Genomic DNA, 19,718 nt, shown 5'->3' with positions numbered 1-19,718 from the left:
CGCTGCCCCCTGTCGGCACCTGCCGACGATCCGGCAGCCAAGAGCAGCTAACAACGGCGGAAGCGGATTTCGGGGGAGGACGATCGCTTGCAACTGCTCCTGAAGGTGAGCCGTGGCTCCGTGCGTCTGCGTGCGGCGGCCAGATGATGCTTGGAAAAATATTCGGCGCGCGGATCGCGCGGCCGTGGAGATCGTGATGCGCCCATTGTTGGCACTCAGTCAGGCCATCGACCGACTGAACGAGAAGATCGGATACGTCTGCAACCTCCTCGTCCTGCTCGCCTGCCTGGTCAGCGCCGGCAATGCCATGATCCGCTACGCGTTCAGCTACTCCTCGAACGGCTGGCTCGAGGCGCAGTGGTACATGTTTGCGATCCTCGTGATGTTCGGCGCCTCCTACACCTTCAAGCGCAATGAGCATGTCCGCGTCGAGATCCTCTATCTGATGCTGTCCGAACGCGGCCAGCTCTGGCTCGACTTGATCGGCACCCTGTTCTTCCTGATCCCCTCCTGTCTGCTGCTCGCCTACCTGTCCTGGCCGTTCTTCCACCAGGCCTACGCGGTCGGCGAGATGAGCGGCAATGCCGGCGGTCTGCTGCGCTGGCCAATCAAGTTCGTTATCCCGTCCGGCTTCGTGATGCTCGCGTTGCAAGGCGTCTCCGAGGTGATCAAGCGGATCGCCGCGCTGCAGGGCTATGTGACGATCGACGCGAAGTACGAGAGGCCGACGCAATGACCATTACGCTGGAGATGATGCCGCCACTGATGTTCGGCGGCCTGATCATTGCAATGCTGATCGGCTATCCGGTGGCGTTCACGCTCGCCGCGGTAGGCCTGTCGTTCGGTTTTCTCTCGATCTATCTCGGCTTCTTCGACCTCAACTTCCTGCAGGCGATCCCGGGCCGCATCTTCGGCAGCGTGCTGTCCAACGAGCTCCTGCTCGCGATCCCGTTCTTCACCTTCATGGGCGCGATACTGGAGAGATGCGGGCTCGCCGAGGACATGCTGGATTCGATGGGCCAGCTGTTCGGCCCGATCCGCGGCGGCCTCGGCTATTCCGTGATCATCGTCGGCTTCATCCTCGGCGCCATCACCGGCACGGTGGCGGCGCAGGTGATCGCGATGGCGCTGATCTCGATGCCGGTGATGATCCGCTACGGCTACAATATCCGCTACATCACGGGCGTGCTCGCGGCCTCCGGCACCATCACGCAACTTGTTCCTCCCTCTCTCGTCCTGATCGTGCTCGCCGACCAGCTCGGCAAATCGGTCGGTGACATGTATCTCGGCGCCTGGGGCCCGTCGGTGTTCCAGATCCTGCTGTTCGCCGGCTACACCTTCCTGCTCGGCATCTTCAAGCCGAGCCATGTGCCCGCGGTGCCGATCGATGCGCGCACGCTGACCGGCTGGGCGCTGTGGAAGAAGTGCCTGCTCGGCATCATCCCCTCCGCGGTGCTGATCTTCGTCGTGCTCGGCACCATGATGATGGGCCTTGCGACCCCGACGGAAGCCGGCGCCATGGGCGCGGTCGGCGCCATCGTGCTCGCCGCCATCCACCACAAGGATTTCAGCGCGACCGGCCGCAAGGTGCTGATAACAGGCGTGATCGCCGGTGGCATCGGCACCATCATCGCGATGCTCTACAGCGAGAACCTGATCTTCAGGCTCGCGTTCGCGATCACCTATCTCGCGGTGGTCTGGATCTGCCTCGAGGCCGTCAAGATTCCGGACCTGCGCGACCTGATCAAACAGGGCTACGAGACCACCATGCGCATCACCTGCATGGTCACCTTCATCCTGATCGGCTCGACCTGCTTCTCGGTGGTGTTCCTCGGCGTCTCCGGCGGCGTCTGGCTCGAGCATCTTCTGACCTCGCTGCCCGGCGGCGTCTGGGGCTTCCTGATCTTCATCAACCTCTTCATCTTCTTCCTGGCGTTCTTCCTCGACTTCTTCGAGATCGCCTTCATCATCCTGCCGATGATCGCGCCGATCGCGCAGAAGGTGCTGGCGCCGGTGGTCGGCCCCGACGCAGCGCTGATCTGGTTCGGCGTGATGCTCTGCGTCAACATGCAGACCTCGTTCCTGCATCCGCCGTTCGGCTTCGCGCTGTTCTATCTGCGTGGCGTCGCGCCGAAGGAAGTGAAGAGCTCCGACATCTATTGGGGCGCAATGCCCTGGATCGGGCTGCAGGCGATCATGGTGGCGCTGGTGATCGCATTCCCGGTCGTCGTCACCGGACTGCTCGACAAGCCGCTCGATGTCGACCTCAACAAGGTCAAGATCGAGGTGCCGCAGATCGAACTGCCGCCGCTCGATTTCGGGCAACCGAAGCAGTAACCGGCCCCAGCTTCTTCAGCGTGCCCTTGCGGAAGCGGGGCACGCTGGAACCGTTGACGGCGGCGTCGAGTCCTGTGAAGACGCGGGGATACGGATCGCCCTCCAACTCACAGACCGCCGCCATGCCCCAATCGCATCCCGCCCGCTCGTTCGTTCGCCCGCTCATCGCTTCCCTCAGCCTGGCGTTTGCCGCTGCCACAGCACACGCGGCGCCGGCGGCCGACATTCGCGCACTGGCGCAACAGGAGCAGCAGCCGCTGCTCGACACCCTGCGCGACCTCGTGCAGATCGAATCCGGCAGCAACGACATCGAAGGCCTCAACCAGATCGCCGCGCGCATCGCCGGCCAGCTCAAAGAACTCGGCGGCGCGGTGGACATCCTGCAGACCACCGACATCTACCGGCTGGACGACACGCCGGAGAAGATCGGCCCTGCAGTGCAGGCCGTCTTCAAGGGCACGGGCAGCGCGAAAATCATGCTGATCGCGCATATGGACACGGTGTATCTCAAGGGCATGCTGAAGGACCAACCCTTCCGCGTCGATGGCGACAAGGCCTACGGCCTCGGCATCGCCGACGACAAGCAGGGCATCGCCACCATCATCCACAGCGTCGCACTGCTGCAGAAGCTGAACTTCAAGGATTACGGCACGCTCACGGTGCTCATCAATGGCGACGAGGAGATCTCTTCGCCCGGCTGGCGCAGCACCATCACCCGCGTCGCCGCGGAGCAGGATGCCGTGTTCTCGTTCGAAGGCAGCGACGCCAGCGGCACGCTGCGCCTCGCCACCAGCGGTATCGGCTCGGCCTACCTCACGGTGCATGGCAAGTCGTCGCATGCGGGCGCCAGGCCCGAAGGCGGCGTGAATGCGCTCTATGAGCTGTCACACCAGGTGCTGCAGATGAAGGACCTGTCGAAGCCCGAGCAGGGCCTGAAGCTGAACTGGACGGTTTCGAAGTCCGGCACCAACCGCAACGTGATCCCCGCCGAAGCCACTGCGCAGGCCGACGCGCGTGCGCTCAAGGTGTCCGACTTCGACGAACTCGAGACGGCGCTGCAGGACAAGATCAAGAACCGTCTGCTGCCCGATTCCAAGGTGGACGTGAAGTTCGAGGTACGCCGCCCGCCGCTCGAAGCCAACGACGCCTCGCGCCGCGTGGCCGGCCACGGCAAGACGATCTACCAGGAACTCGGCATGCCGCTGAACGTGGCCGAGCGGGCCACGGGCGGCGGCACCGACGCTGCGTTTGCCGCCCTCAAGACCAAGGGAGCCGTGGTTGAAGGCATGGGCCTCTCGGGCTTCGGCGCACACTCCAACGATGCCGAGTACGTGCAGATCAACAGCATCGTGCCGCGTCTGTATTTGACCGCGCGCATGATCATGGACCTGTCCGACGGCAAGCTGAAGTAAGCCGGCCGGCCCGCGGCACGACAGGTGCCGCAGGCCGAGCCTCTCACGCGGTCGCCGGCTCTGCCCTGGCGAGGCGGAAGCTCAGCGTAAACTGGGCACCGCCCGACGGCAGGTTCTCGACCTTGATCGTCGCGTCGTGGTCGTCGACGACGCCGCGGACGATCGAGAGCCCGAGCCCCGCCCCGTCCGTGCGCTGGCGCTGACGATCGCCGCGCCAGAAGCGCTGGAACACCAGGCCCTGCTCGGCCGGCGCAATCCCTGGCCCGCAGTCGCGCACCTGCACCGAACCGTCCTCGTGCACCTCGACATCGACCGAGGTCGCGTCTGCCGTGTACTTGATGGCGTTCTCCGCCAGATTGAAGATCGCCCGCTGCAGCATCTCGGCATTGCCCTTGACCCGCACCGGACCGTCGGTGCCGCGCAGCGCGATGTCCTTCTGCTGCGCCAGCGCATAGGGCGCGATCGAGCCGACCACCTCGGCGCACACGGCGCGCAGATCCGCGGTTTCGCCGGGGTCCAGCACCAGCGTATCGAGCTCGGCAATCTCGAGCAGCTGGCTGACGATACGGCTCATGCTCTCGATGTCGGCATGCAGCTCCTTGGTCCCCCTGGCTACATCCAGCGTCTCGATCCGGGTCCTCAGGATCGCAAGCGGAGTGCGCAGTTGGTGCGCGGCATCGGCGGTGAACTGGCGCTGCACGTGAAACCCGTCCTCCAGACGATCGAAGGCCTGGTTGACGGCGGTCACCAGCGGCAGGATTTCGCTCGGAATCCCCTCCGTCGGCAGACGGATGTCGGTCCTGGCCGGTCCGATGCTCCTGGCCTCCTCCGAAGCCCGCAGCAGCGGAATCACGGCGCGGCGGAAGATCAGGATGTCGGTCGCCAGCAGGATCAGGAGGATCGGGATGGTGATCCAGCCGACTCGGCGGAAGAAGTTGGAAACGATGTCATCGATGATGACGTCGCGATGCGACAGGTCCTCGGCGACCTGGATGCGCAGCGTCTGGCCGCCGACGAGCTTGGTGGCGCTGGCGCCGGAAATCCGGTCGGCCAGGGCCGGCAATCGCGGCGCTCCGCGATGCGACGAAAACAGCAGATTGTCGTCGGCATCGTAGATGTCGTAGCGATAGCGCCCATAGGCGTCGGAATAGAGCCCCCTCAGGCTGTCCGGCAGGTTGAGCTGTACCTTGCCGGCGGAATCGACCACGAGGTTCTGGCCGAGATCGGCGGCCTGATCGCGCATCGCTTCGCGATGCAGCTGGTTGATCTCCGAATTCAGCAACCACAGCAGCAGCAGCGGCAGGAAGATCGCGGCGACCGCGACCGCCACGATGTGCAGGAACACGATCCGCGAGGTCAGCGACGTGAAGCGGAACACCCCTATTTCTCCTCCGCCATCAGATAGCCGACGCCGCGAATGGTGTGGATGATGACCTTGGCGCGGTGCTCGGTGAGCAGCTTGCGCAGCCGCGACACGTAGACCTCGACCGCATTCGAGGCGACCTCGCCCGACAGACCGAAGATGTGGTCCTCGACATTCTTCTTCGGTACCACCCGCCCCTGCCGCCGCAGCAGGATCTCGAGCACGGAGGTTTCACGCGCGGAAAAGACGTGCGGAGCACCGTCGACGAATACCTGCTTGCTCTCGGTGTCGTAGACCAGATTGGCGAGCTTCAGCGACGAGCCGAGCAGCTGGCCGGGCCGGCGCAGGATGGCTTCGAGCCGCGCCACCAGCTCTTCCAGCGCGAACGGCTTCGCCAGATAATCGTCCGCACCGCTGCGCAGGCCGTTGACCCGATCCTGCAGGCCGTTGCGCGCGGTCAACACCAGGACCGGCAGCGGGTCGGTCTTGCGGCGCAGCTCCGACAGCACCGACAGGCCATCACCGTCAGGCAGACCGAGATCGAGGATCATGGCAGCATAGGTGACGCTGCGCAGCGCATCACGCGCCTCGGCAACGCTGTTGACGATATCGGACTCATAACCCGCCGCCACCAGCCCGCTCGCGAGCAGCCGCGAGAGCTCGAGATTGTCCTCGACGATCAGAAGGCGCATCGCAGCAGTCCTGTTTTCATTCGATCGGTCTTCCGATTGCACACCTTGTTGCGATGCGCCAGCCAAGCGACAATTCCGCAACAGATCGCGCGTTGAGCAATCCCGATGTGCAAACGATACGCATCTAAGCACAACGCCCGGATTGCCGCTAACGCGCTATATTTTGGCTATGCGCGACCGCTCCCGTCCCCACGCAAAATAGATAAACCGGCCCCCGCCGCAATCAAATTCGCGCGCCGGGCGCGCTCTTGAAAGGGCAAATGTAAGGCTGGCGTCAGCTAGCCCTGATAATCGTTCATCTGCTCTCACCGGGAGATCGGACGACGGCCCGCCATGCGGCAGGACCTCGTCTCTCGCGCGAGACTTTCATGCAGTATTGGCGGCGGGCGATGTCATTTCGAATGAAGTATATGGGCTTTGCGGCGATGCCGGTGCTGGCGGCGCTTCTCGCCGGCGCGTGGCTCACGACGCGCGCCGATGGTGTCGTGAACGCCAAGGCCGCGCAGGAGACCGCGCCGCAGGACGTCAACGTCGAGCAGCAATACGTCGCGCTGAGCGACAAGCAGGCGGCCTCCCTGAAGACCATGGCCGCGGAGCAGCGTTCGTTCCGGACCCTGAAGAACGCGGTCGGCTCGATCGACTTCAATCAGAACATGCTGGTGCAGGCGTTTACATCAAATCCCGGCAGGATCGTCGACACGCCGCTCAATGTCGGTGACGAGGTTGCGAAGGGCGACAGGCTGTTCACGATCGACAGCCCCGATCTGTTGCAGGCCGAGTCGTCGCTGCTCGCCGCGGCCGGCGTGCTCGAACTGCAGACCAGGACGCTGGCCCGGGTCAGGCAGCTGCTGAAGACCGGCGGCGGCGCGCAGAAGGACGTCGACCAGGCGACGTCGGATCAGCAGACCGCCGAGGGCAACTACAAGGCCGGGCGCGACGCGGTGCGCATCTTCGGCAAGACCGACGCCGAGATCGACCGCATCGTCGCCGACCGCAAGGTCGATTCCATCCTGGTGGTGCCGAGCCCGATCTCCGGCCGGATCATTGCGCGCAATGCCGCGCCGGGACTCTTTGTGCAGCCCGGCAATGCACCGGCGCCCTATTCGCTGGCCGACATCTCGACGATGTGGATGGTCGCCAATGTGATCGAGACCGATGCCCCCGCCTACCGGATCGGCCAACCGGTCGAGGTACGGGTGCCGGCCTATCCCAACGAAGTGTTTCGCGGCCGCGTGACGACGCTCGGCCTCAACATCGATCCGAACTCGCACCGCCAGCTGGTGCGTTCGGTGATCGATGATCCCCAGCACAAGCTGCGCGCCGGCATGCTTGCGAGCTTCACCATCGAAACCGAACCGCCAAAGCTGTCGGTGAGCGTTCCGCTGGACGCCATCGTGCGCGAGGGCGACGGCACGATGACGGTGTGGGTCACGAGCGACGGCCGCAAGTTCGACCGCCGCACGGTGACGATCGGCATGGAGCAGGACGGCTGGCGGCAAATCCTCAGCGGCCTCGCAGCCGGCGAGAAGGTCGCTTCCACCGGCGCGATCTTCCTCAGCAACAAGTTCGCCAACGCGGCCACCGGCTAGCGCGCCAGCCGCAACGCTGACCGCGCCCTCGTCCGCTCAAGAGTAAGTGCAGCACCTTGATCAAGAGCCTCCTTCAATTCGGTCTGACCCGAAGCGCCGTCATCGTGCTCGGCCTCGCCGTGTTCTGCGCCGCCGGATTCGCCGCGTTCACCAAGCTGAACATCGAGGCCTATCCGAACCCGGCGCCCGTCATCCTCGAGATCACGGCGCAGGCCGCCGGCCTCTCCGCCGAGGAGATGGAGAAGTATTATACGATCCCGATGGAGGTCGGGCTGTACTCGACGCCGGGCGTGGTCAACATCCGCTCGACCTCGTTCTACGGCCTGTCGTTCGTGCGGGTCACCTTCAAATACGGCGTCGACTATTACTTCGCGCTCTCGCAGGCCACCAACAACCTCACGCAGAACGTCCAGCTCCCCGGCAATCAGATCCCGCAAATCCAGCAGTCCAGCCTGGTTGGCGAGATCTACCGCTACCAGCTCGTCGGTCCGCCGAATTTCGGCCTGACCAATCTCAGGACCTTGCAGGATTACGTCGTCGCCCGCCGGCTGATGACGCTTCCAGGCGTGGTGCAGATCAATGCCTGGGGCGGCACCACCAAGCAGTTCAATGTCGACGCCGATCTCGCCAAGCTCGAAGCCTACAACATCACCGTGCCGCAGCTGATCAGCGCGCTCGGCAACGCGAACATCAATGTCGGCGGCCGCGAGATCGCGATCGGCCAGCAATCCGTCAACATCCGCGGCATCGGCCTGATCAACTCAGGCGGCGATGACGACATCACCAAGGGCTACCGGGTCCGGGACATCGAGAACGTCGTCCTGACCCAATCCAACGGACTGCCGATCCAGATCAAGGACGTCGCCAAGGTTTCAGTCGGCTATGTGCCGCGGCTCGGCATCGCCGGAAAGGACAGGAACGACGACGTCGCCGCAGCCATCGTCGTGATGGGACGCACGCAGCACACCAACGACATCGTGCCAAAGGTCGAGGAGGAAGTCGCCAAGATCAACAGCGACGGCACCCTGCCTCCCGGCGTCAAGGTGGTCCCCTATTACGACCGCACCTCGCTGGTCAGCGTCACGACCCACACCGTGCTGCACAACTTGATGTTCGGCTGCCTGCTGGTGTTCGTGATCCAGTGGGTCTTCCTGGGCGACCTGCGCAGCGCGCTGATCGTCAGCGCCAACATCCCGTTCGCGCTGTTCTTCGCGATCATCATCCTGGTGCTGCAGGGCGAGGACGCCAATCTGCTGTCGCTCGGCGCCGTCGACTTCGGGATCATCGTCGATTCCGCCGTCATCATGATGGAGAACATCTTCCGCAACTTCCAGTCCAGTCCGGAGAACCGGCTCCGGGTGCTGCAAAACCTCGCCGAGGGATACTGGGGTGGCGATCCCACGACGCGAAACGGCCAACCCGCGCAGGGCTGGACCGAGCGGCTGCGGATGATCTTCGTCAGCGCATTGCAGGTCGACAAGGCGGTGTTCTTCACCGCGGCCATCACGGTGACCGCGTTCGTGCCGCTGTTCACCATGCAGGGCGTCGAAGGCCAGATCTTCGGACCGATGGCGCGAACCTACGGCTACGCGCTCGCCGGCGCGCTGCTGGCGACATTCACCGTGACGCCGGTGCTGGCATCGCTGCTGCTGCCGCGGCATATCGAGGAAACCGAAACCATCATCGTGCGCTCGCTGCGCAAGGCCTACACGCCGGTGCTGCGCTGGTCGCTGACGCATCTGAGGGTCGCGGTCGCAGCCGGCATCATCTTCCTCGGACTGAGCGGCCTTGCTGCGAGCCAGCTCGGCAGCGAGTTCCTGCCCGCGCTCGAGGAAGGCAATTTCTGGATCCGCGCCTCGATGCCGCCGACCATGTCGCTCGACGCAGGCACCGAGCCGACCCGCAAGATGCGCGAGATCCTGTTGCGTCACCCTGAGATCATCACGGTGGTGTCGCAGCATGGGCGCCCCGACAATGGCAGCGACGCCTCTCCATTCTCGAATGTCGAGCTGTTCGCGCCGATCAAGCCGTTCGACCAGTGGCCGCCCGGCCTGACCAAGGAGAAGCTGACCGAGGAACTGCAGCGGGAGTTCGACGAGGAACTGCCCGGCGTCACCTTCAACTTCTCGCAATACATTCAGGACAACGTCGAGGAGGCGCTGTCGGGCGTCAAGGGCGCGAACTCGGTCAAGATCATCGGCCCCAACCTCGCCGTGCTCGAACAGCTCGCGACCAAGGTCTCGCAGGAGATGGCCAAGATCCGCGGCGTCGCCGATCTCGGCATCTTCCATCTGGTCGGGCAGCCCAATCTCAATATCAAGGTGAACCGCGAGAAGACTGCGCGCTATGGTCTCAATACCGGCGACGTGACGACCGTGGTCCAGGCGGCGCTCGGCGGTACCAGTGCGACGACGGTGCTGGAGGGCGACCGGCAGTTCGGCGTGGTGGTGCGGCTCGACCCGAAATTCCGCCAGAGCATCGACGAGGTGCGCGAGATCAAGGTGGCCTACCAGACGCCGTCCGGCACCAACGCCTACATCCCCTTGAGCGAGCTTGCCGACATCTCGCTCGATACCGGTGCGTCGTTCATCTACCGCGAGCGCAGCCAGCGCTACATCCCGATCAAGTTCAGCGTGCGCGGCCGCGATCTCGGCAGCACGGTGGCGGAGGCACAGACGCGCGTCGCCGAGGCCGTGCACCTTCCGACCGGTTACCGGATGATCTGGTCCGGCGAATTCGACAATCTCGAAGCCGCCAAGGCGCGCCTGATGATCGTGGTGCCGGTGACGCTGCTGCTGATCTTCGTGCTGCTCTACAGCCTGTTCAACTCGCTGCGCGACAGCCTGCTGGCGCTGGCCGGCATACCCTTCGCAGTCGGCGGTGGCCTGATCGCGCTGTACCTCGCCGGGCTCGATTTCTCGATCTCGGCCGCGATCGGCTTCATCTCGCTGTTCGGCGTCGCGGTCATGGACGGCATCCTCAACATCGCCTATTTCCGCGAATTGCGAGCCTCGGGCATGAGCATCGCGGAGGCGGTGTTCAACGGCGCCGAGCAGCGCATGCGGCCGATGCTGATGACCGCGCTGTCCGCGGGCGTCGGCCTGTTCCCGGCGGCGCTATCGCACGGCATCGGCAGCCAGGTGCAGCGTCCGCTCGCGACCGTGGTGGTCGGCGGCATGTTCATCGGCCCGCTGCTGCTGCTGATCGTGGCGCCTGCGCTGCGCAAGATCTTCCTGTCGCGCGAGCCTGTCGCCTCTCCCGACCAGGCGGCTGCCACGGCACCGCCCGAAGCGGCGCATGAAGGGGGCGCCTGATGTCCGGGATCGTCGCAAGGATTGTTGCCGCGCTCGCGCCGCGCGGAAGGCGCGCCATGCCTCCGGTGCTTGGCGCCGGCGCCGCCGGGCTGTTGCTGGCAAGCTGCGCCGTCGGCCCGAATTTCGTGCCGCCGCCCGCCCCTGACGTCGATCGCTACACGCCGGAAAAGCTGGCTTCCCCCAGCACAAGTGCCGGGGGTCCTAGCGTGCCCAAGCAGCACTTCGTCAGCGGAGAGGACGTGTCGCTGCGGTGGTGGACGGCATTTCGCTCAAGGCCGCTCGACGAGTTGATCAAGATGTCGGTCGAGCACAACCCGTCCCTGCAGGCGGCCGAGGCGTCGATCAGGATTGCGCAATACAACGCGCTGGCGCAGCGCGGGCTGTTCTTCCCGCAGCTCGGCGCAAATTACACGCCCGGCCAGCAGCAGATTTCCGGCGCATCGAGTTCGGGCCCGGGCGGCCAGTCGCCCTCGGTATTTTCGCTTCATACCGCGCAATTGAACGTCAGCTTCGTGCCGGACATCTGGGGCCAGAATGTTCGCGCGGTCGAAAGTCTCGACGCGATTTCCGAGCAGCAACTGTTCCAGCTGGAAGCGGCCTACCTCACGCTGACAGCCAACGTCGTCACCGCGGCGATCCAGGAAGCATCGCTTCGCGGCCAGATTGCCGCGATCCAGCGCGTCGTGAAGATCGAACGCGGCATTCTGGAGATCGTGAAGAACCAGTTTAACGCGGGTGGCGCCGCCCAGGTCGACGTGCTGGCGCAGGAGGCCGCGCTGGCCCAGTCCGAGCAACTGCTGCCGCCGCTCGAAAAGCAGCTCGCCGTTCAGCGCGACCTGCTGACGTCGCTGGCCGGGCAATTCTCGGCCGACGAAATCCTGCAGAAGTTCACACTCGACCGCCTGGCGCTGCCCGCACACCTGCCGGTGAGCCTGCCGAGCAAGATGATCGCCCAGCGTCCGGATGTCAGGGCTGCGGAAGCGCTGCTGCACTCGGCGAACGCCCAGGTCGGCGTGTCGATCGCGGCACGGCTGCCCAACATCACGATCACCGGCAATGCCGGCGCCGCCGGCTTCAGCCTCGCCGAATTGTTCACGCCGGGGACCAGCTTCTACGTCATCGCGGCGAGCGCGACCCAGCCGCTGTTCGACGGCCTGACGCTCTACCACAAGCAGAAGGCCGCGGAGGCCGCGGTGGACCAGGCGGATGCGCTCTATCGCCAGGCTGTCGTCACGGCGATGCAGAACGTCGCCGACGCCCTGCGCAGCCTGCAGGCCGACGCGCGCGCCTTGCAGGCTGCCGTCAGGGCCGAGCTCGCCGCCAAGGCCAGCCTCGACATCATTCAGAAGCAGCTTGCTCTCGGGCAAGTCAATCAGGTGGTCGTGCTCAATGCCCAGCAGGTCTATCTGACGGCGGCGGTGGTCCGCGTGCAGGCCCAGGCGACGCGCCTCTCGGACAGCGCCGCCCTTTTCATGGCACTTGGCGGCGGCTGGCCGATCAACTGCACATCCGACGACTGGCGCAAATGTGCCCTGGAGGATTTACCCGCCAGCGCCCCGCAGCGCGTCAGCGAAAACGGGCCGCCGCCCGCTGAGAAGCGCCGTACGAGGCTACTGACTGGAGGAACCGACGAATGAAAAACATGCTCATCCTGGCGGCAGTTCTCCTTGCGGTCTCTGCGGGATCCGCGGCCGCACAAAGCGCGGTCGGCGGTCCGAAAAAGCCAAGCAATCTCGGCGGTCCCAACGAGCAGAAGAACCCGGTGGTTCGCACGACGCCGGCTGCCGTATCAACGCCTCCAGCATCGCCGCTAAAGCGATCGCCAAGGAAATAGCGGCACGCTCCGGCAATTGAATTGGCTTCCGGGATTCACGCTGATCGGCTCGATGAGACCCATATGAAAAATACAACGCGTCTGCTTCTCATCGCTGCGGCCGGTGCCATGATGGCGTCGGTAGCCTGCGCTGCGCCTGTTCAGGTCACGCGGCTGTCGCCGCAAGGCCCCGCAAGCGTCGTTCGTGCACGACTCGCTTGTGACCAGAACTGCCATTGCTGGCAGACGCGCTATCAGCAGCGAAGCTATCGCCGGACAATCGACGATCAGGAGCGTCAGGATCCGAATTACTGCCCAAATGGAGGGCACTATAACGGCCATTACCGGACCGGACCGGCCACCGGATTGAGCTTCGAGAGCCGCGTTCCCGTGCGCTCATTGCCGTTTCCATTTTGATGGCGAAGCTTACGCGGTGATTGCTGGGTCGACGCGATCAGCGACGGCGCCTACCAGATGACGACCGCGCAAACCAACGCCAACGGCACCGCGGCGCCCCCGATCACGACCCACCTGCGCATATCGGCGGGATCTCTGGAATACCTGAAGATCTGGACGGCGACGAAGAGGCAGACCGCGGCGCCCAGGATGATGCGAAACAAATCCGATGGCGTCTCGTAGGCCGACCAGATGGTTTCGTTTTGCGGGCTTGCGACGCGAGCAGTGATGACCACCACAAGGGTCAGAAACAGCGTCCGCAGGATAAGACCGAGGAAACGCATATGGCGCCCTGATTCACGCTCCTGAGCAATGCTAGCACGAATCGTGCCGAAAAGCATTCGTTTGGCGGGCCCCTCGCTGGCTCCCAGCAAAAGACCCCGGAGCTTTGCCCCGGGGTTCTGCTTGCGCTGAAAGGTCAGTGGCGTCAGGCCTGAGAGTGGCGCGCCATGAAATTGTCGTAGCCGACTTCGGCGACCTGGAACCACTGATAGCCGTTGTTGGAGAACGTCGTCAGCGAGTCATAGACCTTCTTGAAATTGGCATTGGTCGCCGAAACCTCGGCATGCAGCTCCTTGGCGGCCTTGAAGGACGCTTCCATCACCGCAGTCGGGAATGGGCGCAGCTTGGTGCCGGCCGCGAGCAGCTTCTTCAGTGCGAGCGGGTTGGCCTGGTCGTAGCGCGCCATCATCCAGTTGTTGGCGAGATGGCCGGCCTGCTCGAGCACGAATTGATAGTGCTTCGGCAGCGCGTTCCACTTGTCGAGGTTGATCATCGCCACCAGCATCGGGCCGCCTTCCCACCAGCCGGGAAAATAGTAGTTCGGCGCGACCTTGTAGAAGCCGAGCTTCTCGTCGTCATAGGGACCGACCCACTCGGCCGCATCGATGGTGCCTTTTTCCAGCGCCGGATAGATGTCGCCGCCGGCGAGCTGCTGCGGCACCGCGCCGAGCTTCTGCATCACCCGTCCGGCAAAGCCGCCGATGCGGAATTTGAGGCCCTTGAGATCGTCGACGCTGTTGATCTCCTTGCGGAACCAACCACCCATCTGGCAGCCGGTGTTGCCGGCGAGCAGCGAGGTGACGTTGTAGCTCTTGTAGAACTCGTTGAGCAGCTCCTTGCCGCCGCCCAGCATGAACCAGGCCTGGTTGAGCCGCATGTTGGGGCCGAACGGCACCGAGGAGCCGAAGGTGAAGGTCGGGTCCTTGCCGAAATAGTAATAGGGCGCGGTGTGCCCCATCTCGACCGTGCCGTTCTGCACGGCGTCGAGCACCTGCAGGCCGGGCACGATCTCGCCGGCGGCAAAGGTCTGGATCTGGAACTTGTTGTCGGTGGCTTCACCGACCGCCTTGGCCATCAGCTCGGCGCCGCCGTGCAACGTGTCGAGCGACTTCGGCCAGCTTGTCGTCAGGCGCCATTTGAGCTCAGGCATCGACTGCGCGATCGCGGGAGCTGCGACCGTTGCCGCGCCTGCGACACCTAAACCCGTGACCTTGATGAAATCTCTGCGCTTCATTTGAATCCCACCCTGTATGATTGTGTTTGTCCGAGCGTCGACTGCTTGCGATCGTCGCGCTGCGTTTCTTTGCCGTCATGACCGGTGACCGATCACGCGCCCGCCTTCGTGCCGAGGCTTCGGACGCGAGCATGGAACATCCCCTCGGCGAATGCCAGACGCAAAAAACCCGGCCCCCTTGCGGGGGCCGGGCTACTTAAGTCGAAGCTCTTGTTAGCTCGAAGCTCTTGGCGCGTTCTCTTCTCGCGAACGCTCGGAGTGCGATCAGCCGCGGGTGCGCGAGCGGATCATGAAGCTGTCGAAGGTGTATTCGGCGACCTGCCACCACAGATACTGGTCGGAACGGTACGCCTGCATAGCGTCGATCGACTTCTTGAAGTCGGCATTTTTGGCCGAGATTTCACCCCACAGCTCGTTGGTCGCCTTGAGGCAGGCCTCGAGCACTTCGTTGGTGAACGGACGCAGCTGCGTGCCGCCGGCAACCAGCCGCTTCAGCGCCGAGGGGTTCTGCATGTCGTAGCGCGCAGCCATCCAGGTGTTGGCGTTGGCGGTCGCGTTGGTCAGGATCGCCTGGTAGTTCTTCGGCAGCGCATTCCACTTTTCGAGGTTGCAGTAGGCGTGCACGGTCGGGCCGCCTTCCCAGAAGCCCGGATAGTAGTAGTACTTGGCGACCTTCTGGAAGCCGAGCTTCTCGTCATCATAGGGACCGACCCACTCGGCGGCGTCGATGGTGCCCTTTTCCAGCGCCGGATAGATGTCGCCGCCAGCAAGCTGCTGCGGCACCACGCCGACCTTCTGCAGCACCTGGCCGGCGATGCCGCCGATCCGGAATTTGAGGCCGGAGAGATCGGCGACCGTCTTGATCTCCTTACGGAACCAGCCGCCCATCTGGGTGCCGGTGTTGCCGCAGGGGAAGCCGATCACGCCGAACTTCTTGAAGAACTCGTTGCCGAGCGCCTCGCCGCCGCCCTGGTACCACCAGGAGTTCTGCATGCGGGCGTTGAGGCCGAACGGCACCGACGCGTAGATCGCAAAGGTCGGGTCCTTGCCGACATAGTAGTAGGACACGGTGTGGCACATCTCGACCGTGCCGTTGGAGGTCGCGTCCAGCGCCTGCAGGCCGGGGACGATCTCACCCGCCGCAAACACCTGGATCTGGAACTTGTTGTCGGTCATTTCGGCGACATACTTCGCCACCTGGTCGGCACCGCCATAGATGGTGTCCAGCGACTTCGGGAAGCTCGAGGTCAGGCGCCATTTGATTTCAGGCGAGGACTGCGCAATCGCCGGCGCGGCAACCGCCGTCGCGGCAGCACCGGCCGCAGACACTTTCAAAAAATCACGACGCTTCATCGTAAGGCTTCTCCTTGAGGGGCGTTTCCCAGTGACCGCAAGCAGTTCTCCGGCAGGAGGCTTGAGGCCAGCCGGGACGCTCTGGGTCGGCCCTTTAACACGGATGACGGCCTCACGGAAACGCGACAATGGCATGACCGCACCAATTAAACGAAAGTCTGATGATGCGGGAAACCTACCGGAAAATGCTGGCTCGGGCGGCGGCGACGACGGCTTGCAGCGGCTCGCGGACCTCGCCGCCGTCACGCGGTAAATCGCCGCGTGCGGGCCGCCCGGCCGGCACTCAGCCACCGGGCTCCGTGGCAATCAGCGCCGCGTCGCCTCTCGCGCCTTCTTGGCTTTATCGGCCAAATGCCGCCCACGCCGGATCCAGCTTTGCGCGGTCGTCTTGCTGACGCCAAACGTCTTGGCGATCGCGATCGCGGCCTCGCCGATCGAGTCGGATTTCTTCGCAAGGTTGAACGCCGCCCGGGAGGCCTCTTCGCGCTTCTCCCGCGTCAGGTGCTTGCGGCGTTGCTTGTTTGCTTCGCGTGATGCTGCCATGTCGCTGGTCGCCTCACGGCCCCTCCCCGCATTACGGCTACCCGTGCCCGCCTTCAATTGACGGCACGGCGGTACGATTCGGCCAGTGCTGGACAAACATACAGGCCGGACGCGATTCAGCAATCGTCCCAGGGCGACAGGCCTGTGAAGAAAGGCCGCCCGGATCCCGGCCTTTGAAGCCCCCCGGCAGACCGGGACAACAGCGCGGGCTCAGGCGGCGGCGATGACGCCTTGCAGCTGCTCACGGACCTTGCTGCCGATCGCACGGTAGATCGCCGCGTGCGGGCCGTCCGGTTCGCTCTCGACCACCGGGTTGCCGGAATCGGAGGCGGCACGGATGGCAATATGCAGCGGGATCTCGCCGAGGAACGGCACCCCGAGCTTCTCGGCCTCGTGGCGGGCGCCGCCATGGCCAAAGATGTCCGAGCGCGTGCCGCAATGCGGGCACTGGAAATAGCTCATGTTCTCGACGATGCCGAGCACCGGCACATTGACCTTCTTGAACATCGCCAGTCCCCGCCGCGCGTCGATCAGCGAGAGGTCCTGCGGCGTCGAGATAATGACGGCGCCCTTAAGCGGGACGTTCTGCGCCAGCGTGAGCTGGGCGTCGCCGGTGCCGGGCGGCATGTCGACGACCAGCACATCGAGCGTGCCCCAGACGACGTCGCGCAGCATCTGGGTGATCGCCGACATCACCATCGGCCCGCGCCAGATCATCGCGGTGTCCTCCTCGACCAGGAAGCCGATCGACATGATCGACAGGCCGAAGCGCTGCAGCGGGATCATCTTCTTGTCGTCGTTGAGCTTCGGCTTCTCGCGGATGCCGGTCAGCCGCGGCACCGATGGGCCGTAGATGTCGGCATCGAGCAGCCCGACGCGCAGGCCGATGTCGCGCAGGCCGAGCGCAAGGTTGAGCGCCGTGGTCGACTTGCCGACCCCGCCCTTGCCGGAGGCAACGGCGATGACGGCTGAGATGCCGGGGATCTCGGCCTGCCGGGCCATCGGCGATTGCGCACCAGGCGGGTGCGGATGACGGTGCGCGGACGCAGGCTGGACACCGCCGGCCGGCCGCGGCGCAGGCGCCGCACCGCCGGCCTTGCGCTCTGCGGTCAGCGCGATCATCGCGACGCTGACGCCGGGAATGGCGCGCACGGCGTTCTCGGCCTGCGCACGCACGCTCTCCCAGGCGCGGGCTTCCGCGGCATCGACGTTGATCGAGAAGAACACCTTGCCATCGGTGACCGTGATCGCCGACAGCACATTGGCGTTGGTCAAGGCCGTGCCGCGCGGCGACATCACCTTGGCAAGACAATCGAGAACCTGTTGCTGCGTCACGCTCACCGCGCATCTCCTGCTCTTTAGCGGGGCGTGATCTTGTCGGAAAACCGCTTCACACTTTTCCGGATCACGCCCAGGAGACGACCCAATAAAGCGTTGCAGCGCAAAAGGCTACCTCGCTCCGACGTCGTCCCGCCGCTCGGCCGGCGCTGCGGCGCCGCCCTCCTTGGCGGCCTCGTAGTTCAGCTCGATCATGACCCCGTTGGGGTCGTTCACGAAGATCTGCCAGAGGTCGCCGCCGGGAACCTGGCGCGAGTCGAATTCCATGCCTTTGGACTGCAGCCGCTTCCGCATCCCGTCAAAACCCTGACTGGCAAAGGCGACGTGATGGACGACGCCCGAGTCAGGCTTTTGTGCCTCGTCGGTCGCGGAAATATCGACCAGATGCACGACCGCCTTGCCCTCGCTGTACATCCACGCACCGGGGAACGCGAAGTTCGGCCGCGCCCCCTTTTCCAGGCCCAGAATGTCCTCATAGAACCGCACCGTGGCGGCGAGATTCCGGGTCCGGATATTGAAATGATCGAGCACACCGACGCTCATGCCCATGCGAGACACTCCCTTTTTTGTGAGGTTCTTTGGTCGGGCGATCCTAGCACAAAACCGGGGTCTGCCATCCAACGAAGCCGTTGCCCTCCGCTGCGCAGGGGGTATGGTGCGGCTCCTTCCATGGACAGAATGCCCTGCCCGCCGCGACATTTTTCCGGCGGTCTCAAGGGCGATCACCACGGCAAATCACAAGGTAACAGACATGGCTAAAGTCGCTTTCCTCGGTCTCGGCGTAATGGGTTTCCCGATGGCGGGACACCTCGTGAAAAAGGGCGGCCATGAGGTCACCGTTTACAACCGGACCGCGGCGAAGGCGAAGGAATGGGCCGACAAGTTCGGCGGCAAGACGGCGCCGACCCCGAAGGCCGCCGCCGAAGGCCAGGATTTCGTGATGTGCTGCGTCGGCAACGACAACGACCTGCGCGCGGTCACGGTCGGCCCCGACGGCGCCTTTGCCGGCATGAAGAAGGGCGCGACCTTCGTCGACCACACCACCGCCTCCGCCGAGGTCGCCCGCGAGCTCGATGCCGCCGCCACCAAGGCCGGCTTCAAGTTCGTCGACGCGCCGGTGTCGGGCGGCCAGGCCGGCGCCGAGAACGGCGTGCTGACGGTGATGTGCGGCGGCAGCGCAGACGCCTACGCTGGCGCCGAGCCTGTTATCACCGGCGCCTATGCGCGGATGTGCAAGCTGCTCGGACCGGCAGGCGCCGGCCAGCTGACCAAGATGGTCAACCAGATCTGCATCGCCGGCCTCGTGCAGGGCCTGTCCGAGGGCATCCACTTCGCCAAGAAGAGCGGCCTCGACGTCGCCGCCGTGATCGAAACCATCTCCAAGGGAGCAGCGCAGTCCTGGCAGATGGAAAACCGCTACAAGACCATGAACGAGGGCAAGTACGATTTCGGCTTCGCGGTCGAGTGGATGCGCAAGGACCTCTCGATTGCACTGGCGGAAGCCCGCCGCAACGGCGCCACCCTGCCGGCGACCGCGCTGGTCGACCAGTTCTATGCCGAGGTCGAGAAGATGGGCGGCAAGCGCTGGGATACGTCGAGCCTCTTGGCCCGGCTGCAGCGCTAGCTCCTCGCATTGGCACGGTGAACCGCGTCGGCGGGCCACCGTGCCATGCAGCGTCGTCTCGCGAAGGAGCATTCCCCTTAGAAGGTGCGCGCTGCCAAAATATCGAAAACAACCCCATGCAAAGTAGCCCGCCGCCGGCATTCGATTTGGCAACTTGACATGTCGGGCAAATCAGGCGCACATTTCCATTATTCCGAAATCATGTGGACGTGGCCAGCGTCTGGGGTTCACAGGCGGTCACGCAATAGCTGTATGCCGAAACATGCCGCCTTTCGTTGCAGTCCTCGAAAGCCGTGGCTCTCCTCGGACCAACGGCGCGGCGCCCTGCGGCAAAAGTTAATTTAACCTCCGGTTAACGCTTTTCTTTA

At 64.4% G+C, this 19,718-nt stretch carries 15 protein-coding genes; 7 read left to right on the top strand and 8 right to left on the bottom strand.

Going from position 1 to position 19,718, the window contains the following annotated elements; all coding sequences use genetic code 11:
* Positions 1–196 precede the first annotated feature (196 nt).
* The 3 genes from JQ573_RS00710 to JQ573_RS00700 all read left to right on the top strand — a co-directional run bounded on the left by JQ573_RS00710 (position 197) and on the right by JQ573_RS00700 (position 3,749).
* On the top strand, positions 197–736 hold the full coding sequence (locus tag JQ573_RS00710; RefSeq protein WP_092127299.1) for a TRAP transporter small permease subunit: 540 nt from the start codon (positions 197–199) through the stop codon (positions 734–736).
* On the top strand, positions 733–2,337 hold the full coding sequence (locus tag JQ573_RS00705) for a TRAP transporter large permease subunit (RefSeq protein WP_212315211.1): 1,605 nt from the start codon (positions 733–735) through the stop codon (positions 2,335–2,337). Before JQ573_RS00710 ends, JQ573_RS00705 begins: the two co-directional genes overlap by 4 nt.
* 122 nt (positions 2,338–2,459) lie before the next feature.
* The gene (locus tag JQ573_RS00700; protein WP_212315214.1) at positions 2,460–3,749 is read left to right on the top strand and encodes a M20/M25/M40 family metallo-hydrolase; all 1,290 of its coding nucleotides are present in this window, start codon (positions 2,460–2,462) and stop codon (positions 3,747–3,749) included.
* 43 nt (positions 3,750–3,792) lie between these two features.
* Here the strand turns inward: JQ573_RS00700 and JQ573_RS00695 are convergent, their stop codons facing one another.
* Together JQ573_RS00695 and JQ573_RS00690 are read right to left on the bottom strand one after the other, a co-directional pair.
* Positions 3,793–5,127, bottom strand: coding sequence for a HAMP domain-containing sensor histidine kinase (locus JQ573_RS00695; RefSeq protein WP_212315217.1), 1,335 nt, complete (start codon positions 5,125–5,127; stop codon positions 3,793–3,795).
* A gap of 2 nt (positions 5,128–5,129) precedes the next feature.
* Complete coding sequence (locus JQ573_RS00690) at positions 5,130–5,804, bottom strand: response regulator transcription factor (RefSeq protein WP_092125557.1); 675 nt, start codon at positions 5,802–5,804, stop codon at positions 5,130–5,132.
* Between the two features lie 389 nt (positions 5,805–6,193).
* Between JQ573_RS00690 and JQ573_RS00685 the strand changes: the two genes are divergently transcribed.
* The 3 genes from JQ573_RS00685 to JQ573_RS00675 are packed head-to-tail and all read left to right on the top strand — an operon-like array spanning position 6,194 to position 12,344.
* Positions 6,194–7,393: an efflux RND transporter periplasmic adaptor subunit gene (locus tag JQ573_RS00685; protein ID WP_249131175.1), complete on the top strand. Its 1,200-nt coding sequence runs from the start codon at positions 6,194–6,196 to the stop codon at positions 7,391–7,393.
* A gap of 56 nt (positions 7,394–7,449) precedes the next feature.
* On the top strand, positions 7,450–10,707 hold the full coding sequence (locus tag JQ573_RS00680) for an efflux RND transporter permease subunit (RefSeq protein ID WP_212315220.1): 3,258 nt from the start codon (positions 7,450–7,452) through the stop codon (positions 10,705–10,707).
* Positions 10,708–10,763: 56 nt separating this feature from the next.
* Positions 10,764–12,344, top strand: coding sequence for an efflux transporter outer membrane subunit (locus JQ573_RS00675; protein ID WP_212315492.1), 1,581 nt, complete (start codon positions 10,764–10,766; stop codon positions 12,342–12,344).
* 643 nt (positions 12,345–12,987) lie between these two features.
* Here JQ573_RS00675 and JQ573_RS00670 read toward each other — a convergent pair.
* The 6 genes from JQ573_RS00670 to JQ573_RS00645 all read right to left on the bottom strand — a co-directional run bounded on the left by JQ573_RS00670 (position 12,988) and on the right by JQ573_RS00645 (position 18,275).
* Positions 12,988–13,317: a hypothetical protein gene (locus tag JQ573_RS00670; RefSeq protein WP_212315222.1), complete on the bottom strand. Its 330-nt coding sequence runs from the start codon at positions 13,315–13,317 to the stop codon at positions 12,988–12,990.
* 86 nt (positions 13,318–13,403) lie between these two features.
* Positions 13,404–14,492, bottom strand: coding sequence for a TRAP transporter substrate-binding protein (locus JQ573_RS00665; protein ID WP_212315223.1), 1,089 nt, complete (start codon positions 14,490–14,492; stop codon positions 13,404–13,406).
* Positions 14,493–14,756: 264 nt separating this feature from the next.
* The gene (locus JQ573_RS00660) at positions 14,757–15,845 is read right to left on the bottom strand and encodes a TRAP transporter substrate-binding protein (protein WP_097672506.1); all 1,089 of its coding nucleotides are present in this window, start codon (positions 15,843–15,845) and stop codon (positions 14,757–14,759) included.
* 306 nt (positions 15,846–16,151) lie between these two features.
* Positions 16,152–16,445 (bottom strand): hypothetical protein, encoded by a 294-nt coding sequence (locus JQ573_RS00655; RefSeq protein ID WP_249131174.1) that lies wholly within the window; start codon positions 16,443–16,445, stop codon positions 16,152–16,154.
* Positions 16,446–16,598: 153 nt separating this feature from the next.
* Positions 16,599–17,729 carry an Mrp/NBP35 family ATP-binding protein gene (locus JQ573_RS00650; RefSeq protein WP_212315224.1) on the bottom strand — a complete coding sequence of 377 codons (1,131 nt, stop codon included), beginning with the start codon at positions 17,727–17,729 and terminating at the stop codon, positions 16,599–16,601.
* Positions 17,730–17,837: 108 nt separating this feature from the next.
* The gene (locus JQ573_RS00645) at positions 17,838–18,275 is read right to left on the bottom strand and encodes a VOC family protein (protein WP_212315226.1); all 438 of its coding nucleotides are present in this window, start codon (positions 18,273–18,275) and stop codon (positions 17,838–17,840) included.
* A gap of 202 nt (positions 18,276–18,477) precedes the next feature.
* On the opposite strand from JQ573_RS00645, the gene JQ573_RS00640 reads away from it, so the two are divergent.
* Positions 18,478–19,350, top strand: a complete 873-nt coding sequence (locus JQ573_RS00640; RefSeq protein WP_212315228.1) for an NAD(P)-dependent oxidoreductase — start codon at positions 18,478–18,480, stop codon at positions 19,348–19,350.
* Positions 19,351–19,718: the final 368 nt, after the last annotated feature.

This window comes from Bradyrhizobium sp. AUGA SZCCT0105, from assembly GCF_018129565.1.
GTDB lineage: Bacteria > Pseudomonadota > Alphaproteobacteria > Rhizobiales > Xanthobacteraceae > Bradyrhizobium.
The sequence above is the reverse complement of the archived record's forward strand: the minus strand, read 5'-3'. Positions and strand labels throughout refer to the sequence as shown.

Bases quoted from the DNA above. Each gene is read 5' to 3' on its own strand.
- JQ573_RS00710 (WP_092127299.1), top strand. From the start codon at position 197: ATGCGCCCATTGTTGGCACTCAGTCAGGCCATCGACCGACTGAACGAG.
- JQ573_RS00705 (WP_212315211.1), top strand. From the start codon at position 733: ATGACCATTACGCTGGAGATGATGCCGCCACTGATGTTCGGCGGCCTG.
- JQ573_RS00700 (WP_212315214.1), top strand. From the start codon at position 2,460: ATGCCCCAATCGCATCCCGCCCGCTCGTTCGTTCGCCCGCTCATCGCT.
- JQ573_RS00690 (WP_092125557.1), bottom strand. From the start codon at position 5,804: ATGCGCCTTCTGATCGTCGAGGACAATCTCGAGCTCTCGCGGCTGCTC.
- JQ573_RS00685 (WP_249131175.1), top strand. From the start codon at position 6,194: ATGTCATTTCGAATGAAGTATATGGGCTTTGCGGCGATGCCGGTGCTG.
- JQ573_RS00675 (WP_212315492.1), top strand. From the start codon at position 10,764: ATGCCTCCGGTGCTTGGCGCCGGCGCCGCCGGGCTGTTGCTGGCAAGC.
- JQ573_RS00670 (WP_212315222.1), bottom strand. From the start codon at position 13,317: ATGCTTTTCGGCACGATTCGTGCTAGCATTGCTCAGGAGCGTGAATCA.
- JQ573_RS00665 (WP_212315223.1), bottom strand. From the start codon at position 14,492: ATGAAGCGCAGAGATTTCATCAAGGTCACGGGTTTAGGTGTCGCAGGC.
- JQ573_RS00660 (WP_097672506.1), bottom strand. From the start codon at position 15,845: ATGAAGCGTCGTGATTTTTTGAAAGTGTCTGCGGCCGGTGCTGCCGCG.
- JQ573_RS00645 (WP_212315226.1), bottom strand. From the start codon at position 18,275: ATGGGCATGAGCGTCGGTGTGCTCGATCATTTCAATATCCGGACCCGG.
- JQ573_RS00640 (WP_212315228.1), top strand. From the start codon at position 18,478: ATGGCTAAAGTCGCTTTCCTCGGTCTCGGCGTAATGGGTTTCCCGATG.